Source organism: Methanoculleus sp. UBA303 (genome assembly GCA_002501655.1).
Lineage (GTDB): Archaea > Halobacteriota > Methanomicrobia > Methanomicrobiales > Methanoculleaceae > Methanoculleus.
Genome location: DANY01000028.1, coordinates 58,127 through 78,284, shown reverse-complemented (window position 1 = coordinate 78,284; position 20,158 = coordinate 58,127). Strand labels below are relative to the sequence as shown.

Genomic DNA, 20,158 nt, shown 5'->3' with positions numbered 1-20,158 from the left:
CAGGAGATAGTTGCGATGGAAACATGTTTGAAGATACACCCGGCCGGGTGGCGGGAGATGATCGCTATCCTCGTTCTCCTCGTCGCGCTCATCGCCGCACCGGCCGCAGCAGCCGACATCGGCGGGATCACCCTCCCCGACTACAAGCACATCGACATCCAGATGTCAAACGGTGGAGAGAAGTACATCAAGTTCGACGGCGGGGGGCTCAACGCCCTCCATATAACGACCGACCCGTCAGAACGCTACGGACAGGTGACGGAGACAAACGCCCAGTCGGGCACCTTTTACTTCTCCGACACAGGAGGGCGGGGCTTCTTTGACGACCTCATCCTCATGGTGGCGGTGCAGGGACAGGTCCCCGAGGACTTCAAGGTCCATGTCAGGGCAAGCGGCTACCAGTGGACACCGACCCCCGAACTGAATCAGCCCCCAAAACCGGACGAGATCCAGTATAACGAGGGCGTCACCGACCGGACCTTCACCCGATCCGACTTTGTCTACGAGCCCCAGATCTGGAGACCCTGCCGGGAGGCAGACTATCCAGTCTACTACGGCCAGGATATGGGCAGGAACAATCCGGAAGACCGATTTTACATCATGTTCATCGACCTCGGGGTCGGCGCAATCGGCCCGAACACCCCTGCAAAAGAGGCGGAGGCATACGCAGATGTCGAACTGACCGACGGTGGGTGCGCGAAGATCGAGTACTCCTTCGAGAACCTGGAGACATTTGCAGCCATCAACGCATACGGCTGGTGCAACCAGTCCAACCAGGGAATGGGGATATCATGGTCGAATGACCTCACCGGCTTCGCAGAAACCGGCATAAGCGGCTACTCAGTCCTGGGAACCCGGAAGGGCGGTGACACGGCCGGTTCCGGCGACGGCTCCGGATCGTCCGGCGGGTCCGGGATCCGGGGCAGCACGCTGAAGACGCCGGTGACGGGCTCCATCAACGGCACGCTCCACGCCTTCACCGCAGCCGGGCCGGCAGAACCCCTGGCGGCAGGCACTTCGTCCAACATCCGGTTCCCGGTCACTATCCCTGAAGGCGCCACGGTCGACCGGGGTCTGTTGTACGTCTACGTGAGCGATGCGAAAGAGACAGAGACCGGCACCGGGACCGAGGTCAGGCCGGCGTTCAAATTTGATGGAAAGCCGGTCGAACCCGCAACCGTAGCCTGGGACCGGCAGGGAACCGAACCGTCGTCCCCGCTGGCGGGAACGTTCACTCTCCCGATCCCGCCGGAGATGCTCGCCGCCGGCGACCACACCCTGACGGTGCGGACGACGGAGGACGCGACCTGCCGGGTGCCCGGCGCGCTCCTGGTGCTCGTCGCCAGCGACCCCACGCAGCCCCGGACCGACTACTGGATAGCAGAAGGCTGCGACGACGTCCTCGCGGACCTCTGGGAAGGGACGACCGCTGAGGATGCCGCCACCGCGGTGAAGTTCGACGGAACCGTGGATCGCGACCGGGCGTCCGCGGCCCGGCTCTATGTCGTGAGCACGGCGGCACCCGACCAGGGCGGCACCGGCAGCCGGGTGACGATGAACGCCTGGGACTGGCTTAACCCCTTGCAGGAAGGGCCGACCGGGTTCTGGACCGCGGCCCTCGACGTCCTCCCCTTCATCCAGGAAGCAGGGAACACCGTAGAGGTGCAGAGTTATCCGGTCGGCGCCGCCGGCGACCACCTCCAGAACCGGAACGCCATCCTGATCGTCCGGTATGAAGCGGAGGATACATCCGCCGGCATCGAGATATCCTCAGGAGGCCAGATGGCCCCCGAGGAGGAGATCGGGTCGTTTGCCCTCGTGCCGGCGGAGGAACTCCGCTACGCCACCGGGGACGGGGGCCTGACCCTCACACTCCCGGCCGGGTGCCGGGTGACGAACGGCACGGGTGCCGCCGTGACGGCGGTGACGGTCCACGCGGTGCGGGACCTCCTCCCACCCCCGGGGACGGCGATGGAGCGGGTGTACCGGATCGCCCCTGAAGATGCGGCGGCGCAGGTCCCGTTCTCCCTGACGGCGGCGAACCTCGGGGCGGCCCGAAACGCGACGTGGTACCGCTACGATGCCAACGGATCGTCCTGGCAGCCGGTTACCACCACCCTCGACCTCATCAACGGAACAGTGACGGCCTTCCCGAAGACGTTCGGCGTCTACGGCGTGGCCACACCGCTGCCGGCGAGCCTCACGGTCGGTTCGAATCCGGCCGGCGCGCGGATACTCCTCGACGGCGTGTACCTCGGGAAAGTAACCCCGGCTACCATCAGCCCCATAGAGCCCGGGAACCACACCCTCCGGCTGGAACTGGAACAGTTTATCCCATACGAAACAGGGGTCAGGGTCCCGAACGACACGGCAATCTTCGCGGACCTCAACCACGACGGCTTCCCGGGTCTTGCCCGCCTGAAGTTCGGCGAACCCCTGCTGGAGCCCGGTTCCGACCGGACTGGCGGCGTCTACGTCATGTCCCGGCCCCAGGGAGCCTCCATCTCTATCGACGGGAAGCGGATGACGTTCACGACACCCCGTGTTGTCCAGGGCATCCGGGAAGGGAGCCATTCTGTGCAGGTGGTCAAGGAGGGCCAGTCGTTCAACACCCCGACGAAGACGGTCTGGGTGGAGAGGGACTGCATCACTCCCGTCCTGATCGACGCGCAGGACCGTGCCATCGTCCGGAAGGTATCGCTCGTATCTGATCCCTACAAGGGTCAGGGGTGCACCTTGAACGGCAGGGGGCCGGTCTTCCGGCTGCCCCGGACGATCGAGGTGGCCGGCGGGAACGCGTTCATCACGGTCGATGACGGCGACCGCTACCTCTCCCACCGGATCACCGTGACCGAGGCAGGGGAAACGGTCGGGATCGCGCCCCGTGAATACTCCTTCTGCGGCCTGCTCGTGGAGTCGAGCCCGGCGGGCGCCGAGATCCTGATCGACGGCTTCAGGACCGGTTTCTGCACGCCCTACCTCATCAGGAACGTCTCGGACGGGCCGCACGTCGTCACCGTCACCCGCCCCGGGTACCTGCCGGCCGAGCAGGAGATCCTGCTCACCGACGACCGGAACGCCGATATCGATAAACGCCTCACGTTCCGCCTCGAACCCTACTCCTACGGCAGCCTGAACGTGACGAGTGAGCCTGCCGGCGCCCAGATCTACCTCTACAACAAGAACACCGGCGAGATGACGCCGCATACGTTCCGGCACATGCCAATCGGGACGTACGAGGTCAAGGTCGTCGGGAACGCCACGTTCCGGACGGCGGACGACGTCACCGTCCGGCCGTATGAGGTGACCGGACGCGCGTTCGACCTGGTTTGAACGGAACGCATACCTTTTTTGCGCTATAGGGTCCGTGGGGGATCAGGTCGAACGATACGGACGACAACCCCCCGCGCGGGAGAAAAACGGGGGACTCTGCTGGACCATTGCACCGGATAGTTCATATCGCTTTCGCGGCAACGCGAGCGGCCGGCGGTCTTCCCCACGCCAGGACCCTCAAACTAAGGTGAAATAGTCCCACTACCCTGCCGTCAGCATCTTTCAGCGGTACCTGAAGGCCGATCACCCGGACCCGCGCCGGGCCGCCCCAACCTCATATCGTTGAGCCGATGGCGGCACGGCCGGGAGCCGCAGGAAGGCGAGCACCCCGGCCGGAGAAAAAGGACCGGTATTCAGTGTCGGTACATCGAACTGAATCCTTCGCCCGCGTCGTCCTCGCACTCGATTGCAGCGCCGTCCCGGACAAGAGTGTTGAACATGACAGCGGCGTTGAGCAGGTTCTCGTCAGCATTTGCCCCCTGCCGGACGCCGGAGAGAGCCTGGCGCTGCGGTGTCGGGATCGTCCGCCTGCCCACCCGGACACCCGCACAGTGCCGACAGTAACCGCAGTGGGAATGGACCGACACCTCACGATCTGCGCATGCAACCGTCACCCGGTCCTTTGTATCATCGCGGTGAAACTCAAGTATCTTCATGGTACGAAGAACGTAGATTTCCGGAGAATAAGATTCTGTCGATTACCCGGGGTTTTGAGAGAATGCACGCTTTTGACGTGGATGGAAATGCTTTATACAGAGAAGATCATACGTATAAGTTACTCGCATAAGCAGGCTGTTCGAGCTGACAGGCCTATTTGAGTGGAGGATACTATCTATGGCAGTTGAAAAGCCCCACATGAATTTAGCAGTAATCGGACATATCGACCACGGGAAGTCTACTACCGTCGGTCGGTTGCTCTTTGAGACCGGAGCGGTACCGCCCCACATCATCGAGTCGTTCAGGAAGGAGGCCGAATCCAAGGGTAAGGGCTCGTTTGAGTTCGCCTGGGTTATGGACAGCCTCAAGGAAGAGCGTGAGCGTGGTATCACCATCGATATCGCCCACAAGCGGTTCGACACCGACAAGTACTACTTCACGGTCGTGGACTGCCCCGGCCACCGTGACTTCGTCAAGAACATGATCACGGGCGCATCCCAGGCCGACGCCGCACTGCTGGTCGTCGCCGCACCCGATGGCGTGATGGAGCAGACCAAGGAGCACGTCTTCCTGTCCCGTACCCTCGGCATCAACCAGCTGATCATCGGCATCAACAAGATGGACGTCGTCAAGTACGACGAAAAACGCTATAATGAGGTCAAGGACCAGCTCTCTCAGTTGATCAAGATGGTCGGCTACAAGCCCGACGCCATCAGCTTCATCCCGATGAGCTCGTTCGTCGGCGACAACATCGGCAAGCGTAGCGAGAACACCCCCTGGTACAAGGGCCCGACGGTGCTCGAAGCGCTCAATGCGCTCGTTGAACCCGATAAACCCACGAACCTTCCCATGCGCCTCCCCATCCAGGACGTCTACTCCATCTCCGGTATCGGGACCGTGCCTGTCGGCCGTGTCGAGACCGGCATCATGAAGAAGGGAATGAAGGTTAGCTTCATGCCTTCCAACAAGGAGGGCGAGATCAAGTCCATCGAGATGCACCACGAGGAGATCCCGCAGGCGCTCCCGGGCGACAACGTCGGGTTCAACGTCCGTGGTATCGGCAAGGGTGACATCCGCCGCGGTGACGTCTGCGGCCCCGCCGACGTGCCGCCGACCGTTGCAGACGAGTTCATCGCGCAGGTCGTCGTGCTTCACCACCCCAGCGCCCTGACCGTCGGCTACACCCCGGTCTTCCACTGCCACACCGCCCAGGTCGCGTGCACCTTCATCGAACTCCAGAAGAAACTTGACCCCCGCACCGGTCAGGTCAAGGAAGAGAACCCCACGTTCCTCAAGACCGGCGATGCCGCGATCGTCAAGATCAAGCCCACCCGGCCCATGGTCATCGAGAAGGTCAAGGAGATCCCCCAGCTCGGACGGTTTGCTGTCCGCGATATGGGTTCCACTATTGCGGCAGGCATGTGCATCAACATCACGCCGAAGCAGATGAGATAATAAGGTATCTATAATTTTTTGGTGGTAGATTATGCAGAAGGCCAGAATACGTCTTTCCGGAACTGACTTTGAAAAAATCGAGATGGTCTGTGATAGGATCAAAGAGATAGCAGAGCGAACCGGCGTCAATCTGGCAGGTCCGATCCCGCTACCCACGAAGAAACTCGTGGTGCCCACCAGGAAGAGCCCTGACGGCGAAGGTACCGCAACCTGGGATCGCTGGCAGATGCGGGTGCACAAGAGGCTCATTGACATGGATGCTGATGAGCGCGCGCTGCGCCAGCTGATGCGCATCCAGGTCCCGAAAGATATCGGCATTGAGATTGTGCTGGAGAGTTGAGGTGAGAGCGGCGTGAAGGCCGCCGTGCTCACGACACGGGTCCGAGAGCGTCTCTCATTCGAGGGGCTTTTCCTCCTCATACTTCTGGCCACAATTGCCCTCCGTTTTTACTTTCTGGACCTGAAGTTATTCCACCACGACGAGGCTATCCACGCGTGGTTCTCGTATCGGCTCCTGACCGAGGGGACCTACATCTACGACCCCATGTACCACGGGCCGTTCCTCTTCTACACCACGGCCGGTATCTTCTCACTCCTCGGGGACTCCGACCTTGTGGGCCGGCTCCTTCCGGCACTGCTCGGCACCTTGCTCGTCCCGCTGCTCTACCCTATCTACAAACTTGGCTATCTCGATAAGAAGCAGACTCTGGTAGCGGCGCTCTTTCTTGCCGTATCACCGAACATGGTCTACTTCTCGCGGTTCCTCAGGAACGACATCTTCATCGCCTTCTTTTCGATGGTGATGCTCGTCGCTCTCCTCTACTACTTCGAGCAGCACAAGATGCGGTATGCGCTCATCGCCGGGGCGGCGATCGGTCTCGGGATGTCCGCGAAGGAGAACATGCCGATCATCGTCCTGACCTTCGGGGTATACCTCCTCTACCTGGTCTGGACACGGAGGGTGCGGCTGCCAGCCCGCTGGGTCCGGGACCTTGTGCTCGGCGGCCTCGTCGCGGTCGGGATCATGGCGGTCCTCTACTCGTCGCTCGGCGCCCACCCTGATCTGATCACGACCTGGTGGCTCAAGGCCATCGAGCACTGGACCGCCATGCACCAGATGCAGCGTCTCGGGGGGCCGCCGTACTTCTACATCCTGCTCTTCCTCCTCTACGAGGTGCCGATCCTGATCCTCGCCGTCGTCGGGACCCTGCAGTTCATCGACATCTCCGGCGCCGTCTCCCGCTGGAGGGAGCGGAGGGCGCGACACAAGGAGGTCCCGGAGGCTGCAGCCCTGCCCATAGAGAGCGGGGAGGCGCTGGCGGTAGAGGAGGTCCCGGAGGCTGCAGCCCTGCCCATAGAGAGTGGGGAGGCGCTGGCGGTAGAGGAGGTCCCCGAGGTTGCAGCCCAGTTCATAGAGAGTGGGGAGGCTCCGAAGGTGCAGGGCTGGAAAGACCGTCTCCGTGATATCCTTTCAGGCAGCGGGGAGGTCCGGCAGATCGACCGGCAGGAAGAACTTGCACGGTTCGCTATATTCTGGATGATTGTCTCGATTGTAGCCTATGCTTACATCGGCGAGAAGGTGCCGTGGCTGATCCTCCACCAGCTCCTGCCCATGATCTTCGTCGCGGTCTATGCTATGACCACGAAGAAGGCGACCATCGCCGCCGTGGCAAGCATCTTCCTGATCGCCATGACACTCCATGTGGCGTTCACCCCTGCAGACATCAACGAGCCTATCGTGCAGGTGCAGAACTCCGAAGACCTGCGGGAGGTCTTCGCGAAGATCGATGCCGCAGACCGCGTGGCGGTCGCGACCGACACCTACTGGCCGCTGCCCTGGTATTACCGGGGAGACCGGGGTTCGAAACTCTCTTACTACAGTCAGAAAGTGAGCGAGCCGACGATATACGGAGGGGACTTCGACCTCGTGATCACCCACGACGCCGACACCTACCCGACCCTTGAAGGCTACACGAAGGAGACGTTCCGGCTAAACTACTGGTTCTCCTACGAGGAGAACAAGAACAGGCTGCTCGAGTACTACGTCCTGCGGGACGGGAAGATGGGGAGCAGAAACCTCGAGGTCTTCTCGAGGGCACCCGCGGGGACGACGGCCTGACCCCTCCAGGCGCCGGCCCCGGAGATTCCTGTCCTCCCCGGTTACTTTCGCACCCCGCGAAGGAACCAGTACGTCGGCCCGCGGTAACCAGCACCATCAAAGGATGAGATTCCCCAGGCTGGGGCACAACCCCATGAACTCCGCAAAAGAACTCCAATGAGAGGTTAGTTCCCCCCGATTTTATAAACAACCACCCCCTTTTTTCTGATTGTGCCCCAGCCTGTCCCGATCGGTTTTCGCACTCCCAGGGAGGTTGTATCCCGGGGTACGTCCGGCATCCGCCTCCCGGCGCGATACCCGCCACGATTCGCTCCGTACGGGGGCAGGGCCGGGGAGAACCGGGCCCGGGCCAGTTCTCACCCGGCCTATCCTTCCGGGAAACCGCTGGTGGCACTATCCCCGGCACTGGACCGTGGTGGGTATCGCCATGACTGCCCCTGCCCCCGGGAGGGGGCGGGGGAGGAGCGCGAACGCGGGAGGGGTGGGGGATGCCAGAGAATGTGTATGAGTATTCGCTAGGGAGGCCAGCGGAGTGGGGGATGCCGGCGAGGGACTTCTGGTTGACATTCTGTCCGGGAGAAGGGGAGATCCCCTCCCCGGTCCCCTCTCCCCAGTGCGATACCCACCACGATCCAGTGTATGGGGAGATCCCGGAGAAGAACCGGCTACCTGGCCAGCTCTCCCCACCTTTTCTACGAAACCGGCGTTAGACCGGGAAACAGGTGCGAGGACCGCTCTCGGGCACGGCCCTTCCCGGGTATCGCCATGACCGCTCCCGATCCTCGCGAAGGAGGTGGGGGACGCCGGAAAGGGGCGTATGGATATCTCCTGTGGAGTGAGGGTTCCGAATGCCATCTTGCAGGGGATCTCCCCGCCCCGGTGCTATGCCGGCAAACCCGGGAAGAACCAGCGCCGGCGCTCTTCAGATAGGATCCGATAACTCAAGAAAGGGTCCCGCTCCAGGATCGAGGAGGCTTTTAGCACATTCCTCTCGCCCGGAGCGAGGGGAACGATTGACGTATTTTCATACGGCTCCTAACAGCGGAAGAGAAAGTTCCTGCAATCAGATCCCGCGAGTATAGACGAAAACCGGAGTGTGAAAAGAGGGGTTTTCGCCGGATGTTACCCGAGTTCGTCCCAGCCGGTCTTCTTCCGATAGATGACGATACCCGCGACGACCAGAATGATGACGACCCCGATGCCGACATAGAGGAGGAGATTACCGCCGAGGTTGAACCCCTCGCCGATCTTCTCGCGGAGCGCATTCGCATCGCCCAGGGCCTCGTTTGCCTTCTTCAGGCCATCAGCCGCCTTCGAACGCGCCAGCGGGTAGTTGTTCGCGTTCAGGTTGTCCTTCGCCTGCGTATAGTACTGGACGGCGCTCTCGCGCTTGGTCATGATGGCGACCACCTGCGGGTCGCTCCCCATGGAGCGGTTCTCGACGAAGTAGGTGATCATGCCGTCGAGGGTCTCAAGCGTCGCGGCGGTATTGGAGACCTCCTTCTCGGCCCATGCCTTGTCGAGGAGCGCCTTCGCCTCGTCCATAGTTTTCGTAGCAGTGGCAAGGTATCCCGCCGCCTGTGACGGCCCTACGGATGCGGCGCTCGTGAGCGCCTGATTCGCGGCGTTGTACTTGCCCTGGGCAGCAGAGACGTCGACGCCCTTTGCTGCCTTGTCATCGATGTCGGCCTTCAGGTCCTTGAGGTTCTGCTGCTGGACGGAGAGAGAGGACACGACCTGATCCGGGTTCACGACGTCGCGGGTCTTGGAGTAGGTGTCTTTCACGTCTTTTTCCCACAGGTGCTGGATCTTGATCACCTCGACCTTCCCGCTCGTGCTCGCGGGCACGGTGCCGCGTAACTGGACGTCCAGTTCGGCACCAGCACCATAGTAGATCTCAAACTCTGAAAGGGACGGGTAATTTCCACCCCTCGTAGGGGAGGTGTAGACCTTGACTCCATCACGGTAGACAATGAAATCCCAGGAAGGGTTTTGCAAACCAGTGCTGAACTCAAGCATCTCGTCGTTCATTGTGATAGAATATCCTGATCTTTGATCCAGATCATAAGTGAGCACATAATGCGCGGTCACCTGCTGGCCGGGTTCGAGAGCGCCGCTTGCCGGGTTGACATCCTCTTTCTTGATGTGAATGGTATCCGCCGCCGACGCCACCTGCACAACACAGACCAGTGCCAGCAGGAGAATGATCCATCTGCTGATGTTTGCCTTCATAACATCTCCTCACTCGAACAATGGCTCTATGCCATCATCAAACATAGTCGAGCGCTTTTCCTTCGATTTAAGGACATCTTCCTTCGTGGACTTTGCGATCTCAAGGAGCTCGGTGATCCGGGGAGCGTTTCCGATCGTCGCAAGAACCACCACCGCAGCGATGTAGTCGCTCTGCACCGGGTAATCCCCGCCACGCACCTCGACGCCGGCGATGTTCTCCTCAACCCAGCTCTTCGACTTCTCTACACCCTTCCGGTCCATCTCGTCCGGTGGGCCCGCGAGGAGAACAAGACCCCGCTCCGCCGTCGAGTAGTCGCACGGCAGGGTGAGACGCCCAAGCATGGCACGCCTGACGAGAGCAATGATCTTCGCCGACTTGTCCTCCCCTGTCAGCACCTCCTCCGTCTTCTCCTTCTTCCGCAAGAAGCCGGAGAGGAGCCCCTGCGTCTGCTTCGTACGGGGGCTGACCTTCTCGCTGATGGCATATCCGACGGTGCTGATACCGCCGCCACGCAGGGTGTTGATAACCTCGCTTGAGTCAACGACCATCTCGCCGACGCCCGCCTTGCTGACCTCGCCTGCACGGAAGAGCACACCGAACCGTCGAACAATCTCGTCATTCAGCCGGGTGTAGGCATCCTTGACGCTCTCTCCCTCGTTCTTCCAGGCGCTGTTGTCAAAGATGAAGGTATTATCCGCCTCGTTCACCAGGGTGCTCAGAGAACGGGCTGCATTGTATGAATAGAGCCGGCCCTCCTCAGGGGCAGGCAGAATACCAATCGCGTAGACCGGTTCCCGGTAGATACGCTTTAAGTGCCGGGCGAGTACCGGCGAACCCCCGGAACCTGTTCCGCCGCCGAGACCGGCGATGATGACGAAAGCATCGACATCGTGTGTGCCTCGTGAGTCAATGGCGTTGATGATGGCGTCGATCTCGTCGGCGGTCACCCGGGCCCCGGTTACGTTATCTGTCCCGACACCGTGGCCTTTTACCACCGTCTGTCCGATCAGGAGCCGGTCCTTCAGTTCGATATTTTTGAGCCCCATCAGGTCAGTGCGTGCCGTGTTTACAGCAATTCCCCTGAAACTCTGAGTCTGCATTCGTTTGTCCTGTTCGATGAACATATCGACAACTTTGCCCCCCGCCTGACCGAATCCTATGAAGAAGACCCTCATTCAGTTCCACACCCTCATATTGACTAATCAATAATATCGACGTTTATGTATAAAGACGTTGTATACTCTTATAACCCAAAAGTGTTCTTATAATTTTCATACGTAGTGGTAATCGATGAAGGTCTGCATTGTGGGGGGAGGTTTATGCGGTCTGGTCTCGGCTCTTGAGCTTGCCGGAGCACACCAGGTAGATCTCTTCGAACGAAGGCCGATTCCGGGAGGCTGCCTCGGTTCGTACCGGATCGGCGATTACTGGATCGAGGAGTACTACCACCATTGTTTTGCCGGCGATACCAGCCTGCTCAGCCTCTTTGATGCGCTGCAAGTGACCGACCGGTTAGAATGGCTCCAGGGATCCACCGGCTACTACGTCGACGGGACCATCCACCCGCTCACCACCCCAACCGAGATCCTGCGCTACCCTCACCTCACATTCACCGAGAAGGCCCGCCTCGGCCTGCTGACCCTGCGTTCCCGGCGGCTCGACGTCTCCGCGCTCGATGGGGTCACCGCGAAGGATTTCATCCTGGATACCCTCGGCCCCGGCATATACGCCTCGTTCTTCGAACCACTCTTAAAGAGCAAGTTCGGGGACCGCAGGAGCGAGGTCTCCGCAGCCTGGCTCATATCCAGGATCGCGATCCGGTCAGACCGGGGCGCCGGGGGCGAACGCCTGGGCTACCTGAAAGGGGGCTTCCGGCACTTCATCGCGCGGCTCGAGGAAGAGGTGGCGGGGCGGGGTGCCTCAATCAGGCTCGACTCCCCCGTCGAGGAGATTCGGCGGGAGGGCAGTGGCTGGCTCGTCAACGGTGAGGCTTACGACTGTGTCGTATCGACACTCCCCCCGCAGGTGACCGCGGAGCTCGCCGATCTGGATATCACCCCGGTGCCCTACCAGGGCGCCGCCTGCATGACTCTCGCACTCGACCGGGACGTGACCGACGGTATATACTGGCTGAACATGAAGGATGCAGCCCCTTACGGCGCAGTGGTCTCACACACCAACTTCGCCCCGCTCGCATGGTACGGCGAGCATATCGTCTACCTTGCATCGTACTTCACCGACCGGCTTCCGGAGGGCTTCGAGCAGTCGATGCTCAGCGACTTCTGCAGGCGGTTCTCCGTCAGCGCAAGCGAGGTGCACTGGCACAGGCTCGCCGTCGACCGGTATGCAGGCCCCGTCTACACGACCGGGCTCCGGGACCGCCTGCCCGCCTACGAAGAGCACGGGCTCTTCCTTGCCGGGATGTTCAGCCCCCCAAACTACCCGGAGCGGAGCATGAACGGTTCGGTCCTCGCCGGGCAGGAAGTGGCAAAGCGGGTTCTCGCGAGGTTTCCGGATGCGTGATATCGAGGTGAGTGCCGTCCTGCCGGTCTACAACGACCGGACGGCACTCGAGACCGCCATACCAGGGTCGCTTGAGACACTCGATGCAATCGCACCCGGGAGGTTCGAGCTGATCGTCGCCGAGGACGGGAGCACCGACGGGAGCATGGAGTTTGTCAGGGAATATGAGGCAAAAGATCCCCGGGTTCGCCTGTTCCATTCCGACGAGCGGCTCGGGCGGGGCCGGGCACTCAACCGCGCGTTTGCCGGAGCGAAAGGGTCGATCGTCTGCTACTACGACGTCGACCTCGCCACCGATATGCAGCACCTCGATGAGTTGATCGGCGCCATCCGGGACGGCTACGATATCGCAACAGGCTCCCGCCTCCTCCCCGAGAGCGACATCAACCGGAGCGGCGGGAGGGAGATTGCGAGCCGCGGCTACAACATGCTCGTCCGGACGATCCTCGGGAGCTCGTTTTACGACCACCAGTGCGGGTTCAAGGCGTTTCGGCGTGACCGCCTTCTCGATCTGCTCCCGTCGGTCACCGCGGACCACTGGTTCTGGGACACCGAGGTGCTCGTGCGGGCACAGAAGAACGGGTACCGTATACAGGAGTTTCCCGTGCGATGGCGGCAGGGAGAGGGGACGACTGTGCGCAGGAAAGACGTCGTCGAGATGGGCTCGGCGGTTGTGCATCTCTGGTGGCGGCTCCATGTGGAAAAAGGTTAGCGCGGTCGTCATCCCCACCCTGATCGCGGTCGGGATCATCACCTACATGCTCTATCGCGTATGGGACGACCTCCTGCTGACGCTCGAGCATGCCGTGATACCCTTCCTCTTTGCCGCCGTCGGAATCTGCGTTGTTGCCTGGATCCTTCGGGGATTCAGATACCGGTTCATCCTGCGGGGACTTGGCATCTATAAGAACCTCTGGTTCTCGACCGCCTGCATCTTCATATCCCAGACAGCAAACCTCATCGTTCCCGCACGTCTCGGCGACTTCGTGCGGATGCTCATCCTCAAACACGAGGACGACGCCACTTACTCGCAGGGATTCTCGTCCCTCATCGTCGAGCGCGTCTTCGATATCCTGATGATCGCGATGCTCGGTGCCGTGGCGCTCCCGTTCGTCCTCGCTGTCCTCGCCGTCCCCGACTGGTTCATCACGGTCATCATCGTTCCCCTCGCCGCAGGAGGCATCTTCTTTGCCATGCTCCTCTGGTCGGGCAGGATGAAGTCCGAGAACCGGATCGTCGTTGCCGTCCAGAGGATGCTCGACGAAGTGAAACGGGCCTCCCTCAACCCCCGGGCACTCGTTGTGCTCAGCGGATCATCGCTCCTCATATGGCTCGTCGACGTGCTGGTCTGCTTCGCGGTCGTCCTGATGTTCCAGGAGCCGGTCCCGTTCGGTATTGTCGTCCTCGCTATCGTCATCGGCAACCTCGTCAAGGCGGTGCCCCTCACCCCCGGTGGAGTGGGGACCTACGAACTCGCGCTCGCGTTGACCTTCGGGCTCGCGGGAACGCCGGCAGCCACGGCGACGCTGATCGCGGTCATCGACCACCTGGTTAAGAACATGGTCACGCTCGTCGGGGGCGTCGGGTCGATCTACTACTTCGGCGACTGGTCGATGGACCTCCTGAAGAGAGTCTTTAAGAGGGAGATCGAGAAGGAGGAGACGTTTGGCGGGTGAATTCATCGGCCCCGTGCTGCTCTGGCTTGCCGTCATCAAAGCGCTCCAGCTCGGCACATGGCCGGCGCTCGACCGCACCCTCGGCAGCCTTGCGGCGGCGGCCGCATACCCGGCATCGGTCCTCCTCTTCACGCTTCTGTCCTGGTACTGCGGGCTTCTGGGCCTTCCCATCTGGCTCGCGCTTCTACCGTTTCTCGCCGCGATCGTCCTCGCCGGGTCGCGGGGATTCTACACGAGGGAGCGCCTGCGGCCTGCACTTCCCTGGGACCTCGCCTTCCTGGTCCCCTTCCTCTTCATGCTCGAGGTGCGCTGGATCAACCCGACCATCTCCTACGCCGAGAAGTTCATGGACCACGCGTTCATCGCGTCGATTATGCGGCAGCCTATCGTCCCGCCGCTCGACCCCTGGTACGCGGGGGGGACGCTGGACGTCTATTACTACATCGGCTACTGGATGAGCGGGGTGCTCGGGCTTGCGTCGGGGGTGTCTTCGACAGTCACGTTCAACCTCGTCCTCCCGACCGTGCTCGGCCTTGCCGTCGTCTCGCTCTACGCCCTCGGGCACCTCCTCCTCGACCGCTACAGGTGGCTACCGGTGCTTCTGCTCTTCATACCGAACCCATCGGCGATCTACCATATCGCTATCGGGGACTCGTGGTTTGACGTCCTCTGGGGGAGCACCCGGACGATCGCGAACACCATCAACGAGTATCCCCTCTTCTCGATGCTCTGGGGCGATGTGCATCCGCACGTCATGAGTTTCTTCAACCAGGGGTTCCTGCTCTTTCTCCTTGTCTTTGCCTACATGCGGTGGGGGACGCTCTCGATGCGGGGACGGGCGATCCTCTGCGGGCTTGCCGCCCTCGCCCTCGGGTCCATGCCCGGGATCAACTCCTGGGATGTGCTTGTCTACGCACCGGTCACGCTGGTCTTCGGCCTCCTGATCTGGTGGCGCTATGGGAACCTTGCGCTGGACAAAAAGCGGTCCTGGATGATGCTTGCAGTGGTGCCGCCGCTCGCGATAGCGGCCTACCTCCCGTTCTACCTGCAGCTTGACAGCCCCGGCATCGGGGGGATCGGGATCGTCCCGACACCTTCGGAGCCGGTGGAGTTCCTGCTGGTCCACGGGTTCTTCCTCGCGGTTCTCGTGGCCTCCTGCGCTCGCGATATCAGGAAGCGCCCCTACCTCCTGCTCGCCGCGGTGCCGTTCATGCTCGCCGGCTACCCTGCCGCGGCCGTCGTCGCCATCCCGCTGGTCTATCTTCTTGCCCGCCGCCGCTTTGCGGCCACCGATACGCTCGCCATCCTCGGGCTCCTGATCGTCCTCATTACCGAGATCATTTACCTCAAGGACAACATGGGGGAGACCTATTTCCGGATGAATACGGTCTTCAAGTTCTACCTCCCCGCCTGGATCCTGATGGGGACGGCAAGCCTTGCCATCGTCGGGGAGTGGCTCCAGAGCGTCAGGGTAGGCCGACGCATGCCCGCCGGGATGGAGAAGGTATTGCCGGCCCTGGCCGTAGCGCTGCTCCTCGCCGCACCCTTCGCGATCAACGTCGGCTTCGGTTACGGGAGCCATACCCTCGACGGGGCGGCATACCTGGAAGGATCGCACCCGGGGGATGCGGCAGCGATAGCGTTCCTCCGGGATCTCCCGGGGAACCATATCATCATCGAGGCAGAAGGCGGAGATTACACCTACTACTCCCGGATATCATCGTTTTCCGGGATCCCGGGCATCATCGGGATGCCGTTCCACGAATACATGTGGCGGGGAGACGGAGGGCGTATAAGCGAGCGGAGCGCCGATGTGCGAACGATATACGAGCAGCCGTCGCGAACCGTCGACCTTGCGCGGGCGTACAACGCCACGCTCCTGTACGTAGGTGTCGAAGAGCGCGACCGCTACCGGGTATCGATCCCGGCGGATGCGCTCGAGCTCATATACGATGCCCGGGGAGTCCAGATCTACCGGATACCTGCATAATACCACCAGAGGCCACGCTCATGCGGCCAGGCGCAAAAATGATCGAACCGCATCCTCCCGTGGCGGGGCCAAATGACAAACCTTTATCACTCCTCCTATTGACATAATAGAGCGCATTCGATCAGCTACGCTACTGATGAATGATGACGGAGCAGAAAGAGCTGTTCCCGAAAGAGGTGAGTTATGGCAAAGGCATATGTAAAATTCGAGATTCCGGAAGAGATCCAGAATAAGGCCCTTGAAGCCCTTGAAATAGCCAGAGACACTGGTAAGGTGAAGAAAGGGTCCAACGAGGCAACAAAAGCAGTCGAGCGAAACATCGCCCAGCTGGTTCTCATAGGTTCGGACGTTGAGCCCGAAGAAATTGTAATGCATCTGCCGCCTCTCTGCGAAGAGAAGCAGATTCCTTTTGTCTACATCACGAAGCAGAACGATATCGGTTCCGCGAGCGGCCTCGAGGTCGGCTCGGCAGCCGCCGCTATCGTCAAGTCCGGCAAGGCAAAGGACCTCGTCGATGAGATCGTGAAGCAGATAGCTGCACTGAGAGCGTGAGGAGTTAGACATGGCAAACGACGGAACGCCCGCAGAAGTCATCGAGGTCATCGGCATGACCGGTATGCATGGCGAAGCCCAGCAGGTGAAGTGCCGGGTCCTCGATGGTCCGAACAAGGGGCGGATCATCACCCGCAACACCGTGGGCCCCATCAGGGAGGGCGACATCCTCTCGCTGCTCGAGACCGAACGTGAAGCCAAGAAACTCTCGAGGCGGTAACCATGGTCGATAGATACGTCTGCACTTTCTGTGGAGAACCCCTGGAGCCCGGCACCGGCAAGATGTTCGTCAAGAGGGACGGGACTGTCTACTACTTCTGCAGCAGCAAGTGCCAGAACAACTATAAACTCGGCCGGGTGCCGCGCCGGGTCGAGTGGACCGCGGCCGGACGGAAGGCCCGCGGCAAAGAGTGATCCAGCATGGATCGCACCTTTGTGATGATCAAGCCCGACGGCGTCCAGCGCGGACTCGTCGGGGAGATCGTCTCCCGGTTTGAGGCGAAGGGACTCAAACTCGCAGGGGCAAAAATCGAGATTCTCCCCGAGGAGCGGGTTATTGAGCAGTACCGTGAACACCTGGAGAAGCCCTTCTTCCCTGGCCTGAAGACCTACATCATGAGCGGCCCCTGCTTCCTGATGGCCTGGGAAGGAAAAGGTGCCGTCGCAGTCGCCCGCAGGATGATCGGCGCCACAAACCCTGCCGAGGCTGCACCGGGCTCCATCCGCGGCGACTTCGCTCTCGACATCGGGAGGAACGTTATCCACGGATCCGACTCACCCGAAAGCGCCGCACGTGAACTTGGCATCCACTTCCCGCCCGGCGAACTTCTTGAATACTCGAAGATCGACGAGCCCGTCCTCTACGAGTGAACGCCGGGGACCGCCGGATAGCGGCGAAAAACCACTTATTTTTCCCTCGAGTTTCTAACTGCGCAGCGGTGCTTGACTTCTCGCCCGGAAAAAAGGGGTGCAGGACGCAAAAGTCCGGACCTTTGCTCACAGACCGCCACGAGCACACATGTGGGGAGGAACTATCAGGCCGTGCGCTGTCGGGACCTTTCGGCGGGGAATGCCCCCTTCGAGTCGGATATCCGGAAAAACGGATCGTTTGTCCTGCCGGCAAACCACAAGTGCTAATATCGAACCTATCGCATATCTGATCACGAATGGTAGATCTCCTGAGTTTTGCGTTGCTGAGTTTCTCTTCGATCATTATCGTAGTGAACCCGCTCGCAGCCACCCTGCTCTTCGTCTCTCTCACCGGCACGATGGACAGGGCAGCAAAACTCAAGGTCGCACGCGATTCAAGCGAGTTCGCCCTGGTTGTCCTGCTGATATTCACCATTGCCGGCGGCTGGATCCTGCAACTCTTCGGTATCTCGATTGAGGCGTTCCGTATCGCAGGCGGCCTCCTCCTCTTCGGCATAGGTATGGACATGGTCTACGCAAAAACCTCGCGGACGCAGATGACCGCGACCGAGAAGTATGAAGGGCAGGACGCGGACGACGTCGCCGTCATGCCGCTTGCGATCCCGATGATCGCGGGGCCCGGCGCCATCACCTCCACGATCGTGCTTATGAACGAGGCGATGAGCATGAGTATCGCCGCAATCATCGTCGTGCCGCTCGCTGCCGGCACGGCCATCGGGATCACCTACTACATGATGCAACATTCAGATATCATCGTCCGGCGCATCGGCCAGCGAGAGTACCGGGCCGTCAACCGGCTGATGGGTATGCTTCTCATTGCGATTGCAGTACAGTTCATCCTCATCGGGATCAGGGCGGCGTTCCCCATACTCACCGGAGGCCCTGCATGACGCCTGATCTTACGCTTCCCGGAGTTGTCCTGATCAGCACCTGCATCATTGCCGGCGGGATCCTCATCGGAGCGCAGATATTCGCGGTCGTTGTCCCGTTCGCCTCCTACATCATGGTGGCACTCGCCGCTCTCGTCGTCCTCGGCGCCGCCGTGCTCGTTCTCTCCTCAAGGGCTCAGGAGAGAGTTCCATCCCGGCGATGACAAAGATAGCGCTTGCCCAGGTTGCAGGGGGCCGAGATGACCCTGCCGGAGTGCTCGATGCGGCCGGCCGGATGGCTGAGGAGGCCGCCGCGGCCGGAGCGTCGCTCATCTGTTTTCCCGAGCAGTTTGTGACCGGGTGGTCCCCGAGAGTCCCGCCAGGGTCCGGGGAGCCCCTGGGCGGCCCACACACTGCCGCATTTAGGCGGATGGCGAAGAAGTACGGCATCGCGGTCGTGGGATCGATCGTCGAAGAGGGACAGGGGCGCCGCCCCAAAAACACCACCGTGGTGCTCGGCGCAGGCGGTGAACTCCTCGCCGCCTACGCGAAAGTTCACCTCTTCTCTCCCGATGGGGAGGACTGCAACTACACGGCAGGCGACCGAATCGCCACCTTCGTCATCGACGGGACGACATTCGGGCTTGCGGTCTGCTACGACCTCCGGTTCCCGGAACTTTTCCGCATATACGCGCTTGCCGGTGTGGATTGCGTGCTGGTTCCGGCCGCATGGCCCTGCTGCCGACTGCACCACTGGAAGACCCTGCTCCCCGCACGGGCTCTCGAGAACCGGTACTATGTTGCCGGAGTCAACACAGCCAGCGGACCAGGCGAGGTTTACTGCGGCGGGTCGCTCGCCGCAGACCCGGACGGTGCCATCATCGCCCGGTGCGGGGCCGGGGAAGAAGTTCTCTTCATCGAACTCAACCCGGCAGCAGTTCGTGAGGCCCAAAAAAGTCTCCCTTCACTTTCAGACCGCAGAAGCGACCTTTATCACAGACTACTCTCTAAACTGTAGAGATATTCCATGCGGGGTGACCAGCACGTATCGCTCAGTCTCGCCACGGCAGGACTCCTCATCGCCCCCTGGGCTCCCGTCCTCGACCCGACCCTGATCGCTGTCCTCCTCTTCGGCACCTTCGTCGGGTCGCTTGCGCCGGACGCAGATGCCGTCGATGCGGCGATCTTCAACGGCCGGATCGGCGGGGCGAAGGGGAAGAGAGGACAGGTCTTGAACGGCCTTGCCGTGGTGCTTCCAGTCTTCGGCTATACCATCAGGTATCTCATCTACTACCCGCTCTCCCTCATATTCTCGCTGCTCCTCCGGAAGAGTTACCGGCACCGGCACCGGGGGCTGCTCCACTCGTTCGCGGGCGTCGGGCTGACCTCCCTGATCCTCTCCGGTTACCTGGCCCTCATACTCACCTGGCTCGAGTGGCCTCTCTCGCTCCTTCCCGCGTTTGGGTGCGCATTCTTTGCAGGGTGCGTTCTCCACCTCGTGGAGGACACCTGCACCCCGGCCGGCATCGCCTGGCTCTACCCCTTCTCCCGGCGGCGGATGGCAGGCCGCGTCAGGACGCAGGGGGACTTCGAGGTGCGCCCGACAGCATTCACTATCGTGCTTGCGGCAGCGGCGGGTGGGATGCTCATAGCGCCATTCGTGATCGCCACGACACCAGGGGAACTCGGGCGCCTCGCGCTCATCGGCACACCGCTCCTCTGGCTGCTCTTCATGCTCGTCTGCCGCGTCCGGCGCGAGCGGAACCGGTGATCGGCCCTGTCCTGCCCGGCCCCGATCCCGGATACCATATCTATACGTAT

General features: G+C 61.3%; 19 protein-coding genes. 16 read left to right on the top strand and 3 right to left on the bottom strand.

Annotated elements, in window-relative coordinates; genetic code table 11:
• Positions 1–27 precede the first annotated feature (27 nt).
• Complete coding sequence (locus BP846_RS06350) at positions 28–3,333, top strand: PEGA domain-containing protein (RefSeq protein ID WP_292393547.1); 3,306 nt, start codon at positions 28–30, stop codon at positions 3,331–3,333.
• 353 nt (positions 3,334–3,686) lie between these two features.
• Here the strand turns inward: BP846_RS06350 and BP846_RS06345 are convergent, their stop codons facing one another.
• Positions 3,687–3,989 carry a hypothetical protein gene (locus BP846_RS06345; RefSeq protein WP_292393546.1) on the bottom strand — a complete coding sequence of 101 codons (303 nt, stop codon included), beginning with the start codon at positions 3,987–3,989 and terminating at the stop codon, positions 3,687–3,689.
• Between the two features lie 178 nt (positions 3,990–4,167).
• On the opposite strand from BP846_RS06345, the gene tuf reads away from it, so the two are divergent.
• From tuf to BP846_RS06330, 3 genes are read left to right on the top strand one after another with little or no spacing between them, the layout of a single operon-like run.
• A complete protein-coding gene (gene tuf, locus BP846_RS06340; RefSeq protein ID WP_292393544.1) occupies positions 4,168–5,445 on the top strand; it encodes a translation elongation factor EF-1 subunit alpha in 1,278 nt (425 codons plus the stop codon).
• Between the two features lie 31 nt (positions 5,446–5,476).
• A complete protein-coding gene (rpsJ, locus tag BP846_RS06335; protein WP_292393541.1) occupies positions 5,477–5,785 on the top strand; it encodes a 30S ribosomal protein S10 in 309 nt (102 codons plus the stop codon).
• A gap of 12 nt (positions 5,786–5,797) precedes the next feature.
• Positions 5,798–7,564 carry a flippase activity-associated protein Agl23 gene (locus BP846_RS06330; RefSeq protein WP_292393539.1) on the top strand — a complete coding sequence of 589 codons (1,767 nt, stop codon included), beginning with the start codon at positions 5,798–5,800 and terminating at the stop codon, positions 7,562–7,564.
• Between the two features lie 1,122 nt (positions 7,565–8,686).
• Here the strand turns inward: BP846_RS06330 and BP846_RS06325 are convergent.
• Together BP846_RS06325 and BP846_RS06320 are read right to left on the bottom strand one after the other, a co-directional pair.
• On the bottom strand, positions 8,687–9,796 hold the full coding sequence (locus BP846_RS06325) for a hypothetical protein (RefSeq protein ID WP_292393538.1): 1,110 nt from the start codon (positions 9,794–9,796) through the stop codon (positions 8,687–8,689).
• Between the two features lie 9 nt (positions 9,797–9,805).
• Positions 9,806–10,972, bottom strand: a complete 1,167-nt coding sequence (locus BP846_RS06320; protein WP_292393536.1) for a tubulin/FtsZ family protein — start codon at positions 10,970–10,972, stop codon at positions 9,806–9,808.
• 115 nt (positions 10,973–11,087) lie between these two features.
• Between BP846_RS06320 and BP846_RS06315 the strand changes: the two genes are divergently transcribed.
• From BP846_RS06315 to BP846_RS06260, 12 genes are all read left to right on the top strand, one after another.
• Positions 11,088–12,320: an NAD(P)/FAD-dependent oxidoreductase gene (locus BP846_RS06315; RefSeq protein ID WP_292393534.1), complete on the top strand. Its 1,233-nt coding sequence runs from the start codon at positions 11,088–11,090 to the stop codon at positions 12,318–12,320.
• Complete coding sequence (locus BP846_RS06310; protein WP_292393532.1) at positions 12,313–13,032, top strand: dolichyl-phosphate beta-glucosyltransferase; 720 nt, start codon at positions 12,313–12,315, stop codon at positions 13,030–13,032. The genes BP846_RS06315 and BP846_RS06310 overlap by 8 nt, the downstream gene beginning before the upstream one ends.
• Complete coding sequence (locus tag BP846_RS06305) at positions 13,016–13,996, top strand: lysylphosphatidylglycerol synthase transmembrane domain-containing protein (protein WP_292393530.1); 981 nt, start codon at positions 13,016–13,018, stop codon at positions 13,994–13,996. Before BP846_RS06310 ends, BP846_RS06305 begins: the two co-directional genes overlap by 17 nt.
• Positions 13,986–15,986: a DUF2298 domain-containing protein gene (locus tag BP846_RS06300; protein WP_292393528.1), complete on the top strand. Its 2,001-nt coding sequence runs from the start codon at positions 13,986–13,988 to the stop codon at positions 15,984–15,986. The genes BP846_RS06305 and BP846_RS06300 overlap by 11 nt, the downstream gene beginning before the upstream one ends.
• Positions 15,987–16,169: 183 nt before the next feature.
• A complete protein-coding gene (rpl7ae, locus tag BP846_RS06295; protein WP_292393526.1) occupies positions 16,170–16,538 on the top strand; it encodes a 50S ribosomal protein L7Ae in 369 nt (122 codons plus the stop codon).
• Between the two features lie 10 nt (positions 16,539–16,548).
• Complete coding sequence (locus BP846_RS06290; protein WP_292393524.1) at positions 16,549–16,758, top strand: 30S ribosomal protein S28e; 210 nt, start codon at positions 16,549–16,551, stop codon at positions 16,756–16,758.
• Positions 16,759–16,760: 2 nt separating this feature from the next.
• Entirely contained in the window at positions 16,761–16,952 is a 192-nt protein-coding gene (locus BP846_RS06285; protein WP_292393522.1) for a 50S ribosomal protein L24e, read from the top strand.
• A 6-nt stretch (positions 16,953–16,958) separates the two neighbouring features.
• Complete coding sequence (gene ndk, locus BP846_RS06280) at positions 16,959–17,408, top strand: nucleoside-diphosphate kinase (protein ID WP_292393520.1); 450 nt, start codon at positions 16,959–16,961, stop codon at positions 17,406–17,408.
• A 296-nt stretch (positions 17,409–17,704) separates the two neighbouring features.
• Positions 17,705–18,358: a MarC family protein gene (locus BP846_RS06275; RefSeq protein WP_292393517.1), complete on the top strand. Its 654-nt coding sequence runs from the start codon at positions 17,705–17,707 to the stop codon at positions 18,356–18,358.
• Positions 18,355–18,561 (top strand): hypothetical protein, encoded by a 207-nt coding sequence (locus BP846_RS06270; protein ID WP_292393515.1) that lies wholly within the window; start codon positions 18,355–18,357, stop codon positions 18,559–18,561. The genes BP846_RS06275 and BP846_RS06270 overlap by 4 nt, the downstream gene beginning before the upstream one ends.
• Entirely contained in the window at positions 18,558–19,355 is a 798-nt protein-coding gene (locus BP846_RS06265; RefSeq protein ID WP_292393513.1) for a nitrilase-related carbon-nitrogen hydrolase, read from the top strand. The genes BP846_RS06270 and BP846_RS06265 overlap by 4 nt, the downstream gene beginning before the upstream one ends.
• Before the next feature lie 9 nt (positions 19,356–19,364).
• Positions 19,365–20,108, top strand: coding sequence for a metal-dependent hydrolase (locus BP846_RS06260; protein WP_292393511.1), 744 nt, complete (start codon positions 19,365–19,367; stop codon positions 20,106–20,108).
• The last annotated feature ends 50 nt before the right edge of the window (positions 20,109–20,158 follow it).

Bases quoted from the DNA above. Each gene is read 5' to 3' on its own strand.
- rpsJ (WP_292393541.1), top strand. From the start codon at position 5,477: ATGCAGAAGGCCAGAATACGTCTTTCCGGAACTGACTTTGAAAAAATC.
- BP846_RS06305 (WP_292393530.1), top strand. From the start codon at position 13,016: ATGTGGAAAAAGGTTAGCGCGGTCGTCATCCCCACCCTGATCGCGGTC.
- BP846_RS06275 (WP_292393517.1), top strand. From the start codon at position 17,705: ATGGTAGATCTCCTGAGTTTTGCGTTGCTGAGTTTCTCTTCGATCATT.
- BP846_RS06265 (WP_292393513.1), top strand. From the start codon at position 18,558: ATGACAAAGATAGCGCTTGCCCAGGTTGCAGGGGGCCGAGATGACCCT.
- BP846_RS06325 (WP_292393538.1), bottom strand. From the start codon at position 9,796: ATGAAGGCAAACATCAGCAGATGGATCATTCTCCTGCTGGCACTGGTC.
- BP846_RS06310 (WP_292393532.1), top strand. From the start codon at position 12,313: ATGCGTGATATCGAGGTGAGTGCCGTCCTGCCGGTCTACAACGACCGG.
- BP846_RS06260 (WP_292393511.1), top strand. From the start codon at position 19,365: ATGCGGGGTGACCAGCACGTATCGCTCAGTCTCGCCACGGCAGGACTC.
- rpl7ae (WP_292393526.1), top strand. From the start codon at position 16,170: ATGGCAAAGGCATATGTAAAATTCGAGATTCCGGAAGAGATCCAGAAT.
- BP846_RS06345 (WP_292393546.1), bottom strand. From the start codon at position 3,989: ATGAAGATACTTGAGTTTCACCGCGATGATACAAAGGACCGGGTGACG.
- BP846_RS06315 (WP_292393534.1), top strand. From the start codon at position 11,088: ATGAAGGTCTGCATTGTGGGGGGAGGTTTATGCGGTCTGGTCTCGGCT.
- BP846_RS06290 (WP_292393524.1), top strand. From the start codon at position 16,549: ATGGCAAACGACGGAACGCCCGCAGAAGTCATCGAGGTCATCGGCATG.
- ndk (WP_292393520.1), top strand. From the start codon at position 16,959: ATGGATCGCACCTTTGTGATGATCAAGCCCGACGGCGTCCAGCGCGGA.
- BP846_RS06270 (WP_292393515.1), top strand. From the start codon at position 18,355: ATGACGCCTGATCTTACGCTTCCCGGAGTTGTCCTGATCAGCACCTGC.
- BP846_RS06285 (WP_292393522.1), top strand. From the start codon at position 16,761: ATGGTCGATAGATACGTCTGCACTTTCTGTGGAGAACCCCTGGAGCCC.
- BP846_RS06320 (WP_292393536.1), bottom strand. From the start codon at position 10,972: ATGAGGGTCTTCTTCATAGGATTCGGTCAGGCGGGGGGCAAAGTTGTC.
- tuf (WP_292393544.1), top strand. From the start codon at position 4,168: ATGGCAGTTGAAAAGCCCCACATGAATTTAGCAGTAATCGGACATATC.